Annotated in this window: 2 protein-coding genes; both read left to right on the top strand. The window is 39.1% G+C overall.

Annotated features, from left to right (window positions below; genetic code table 11):
• The coding region (gene dapB / locus ACFIL8_RS11045; RefSeq protein ID WP_375689833.1) for a 4-hydroxy-tetrahydrodipicolinate reductase at positions 1–635 on the top strand (635 nt) is incomplete at its 5' end.
• A gap of 28 nt (positions 636–663) precedes the next feature.
• The coding region (locus tag ACFIL8_RS11040; RefSeq protein WP_375689831.1) for a 2,3-bisphosphoglycerate-dependent phosphoglycerate mutase at positions 664–986 on the top strand (323 nt) is incomplete at its 3' end.

Below are 986 nucleotides of genomic sequence, written 5' to 3'. Positions count from 1 at the left end.
ATCCCGAAAATGCCTTTTCTAATACAGAAGGTATTTTAGATTTTTCACAACCAGAAGCCAGTATTCTTTATGCTAACTACGCTGCTCAAAAAAGCCTTGTCCATATTATTGGCACCACAGGATTTAGCAAAACAGAAGAAGAAAAAATTGCAGATTTTGCGAAATATACAACAATTGTCAAATCCGGAAATATGAGCCTTGGAATAAATCTTTTAGCCAACCTTGTAAAGAAAGCCGCTAAAGCATTAGAAGCCGATGATTTTGATATCGAAGTTTATGAAATGCATCACGCTAACAAAGTTGACGCCCCTTCTGGAACAGCCCTTCTTCTTGGCCAAGCAGCAGCTGAAGGGCGCAATGTTATGCTTAAAAATGTGCGTGTCAACGAACGCAATGGTCATATAGGTAAACGCAAAAAAGGCACCATTGGCTTTTCCTGTTCACGTGGTGGGACAGTTGTTGGAGAACACAGTGTCATTTTTGCCGGCTCCAATGAGCGCATTGTTCTTTCACATACAGCGCAAGAACGCTCTATCTTTGCCAATGGCGCATTAAAAGCAGCTTTATGGGCACAAAATCATGAAAGCGGTCTTTATTCAATGTTCGATGTTTTGGGATTGAACAATGAATTTTAAACAATCAATAGAATAGAGGCAATTCATAATGGGACGCATACTTACACTAATTCGTCATGGACAAAGTGAATGGAATCTCAAAAACCTTTTTACCGGTTGGAAAGATCCTGATTTAACAGAAAAAGGTCATGCCGAAGCGATAGCAGCAGGAAAAAAACTGAAAGAATATGGTTTGAAGTTTGATATCGCTTATACATCAGCCTTACAGCGTGCTCAAAAAACCGCTCAGCACATTTTAGAGCAAATGGGACAATCAGATTTAGAAGTGATAAAAAATCCCGCATTAAATGAACGTAATTATGGTGATCTTTCTGGTTTAAATAAAGATGAAGTACGCCAACAATGGGGGCA

Source organism: Bartonella sp. AP57NXGY (assembly GCF_042195805.1).
GTDB lineage: Bacteria > Pseudomonadota > Alphaproteobacteria > Rhizobiales > Rhizobiaceae > Bartonella.
Note: the sequence above shows the minus strand (reverse complement) of the source record. Positions and strands in the feature narration are given on the sequence as shown.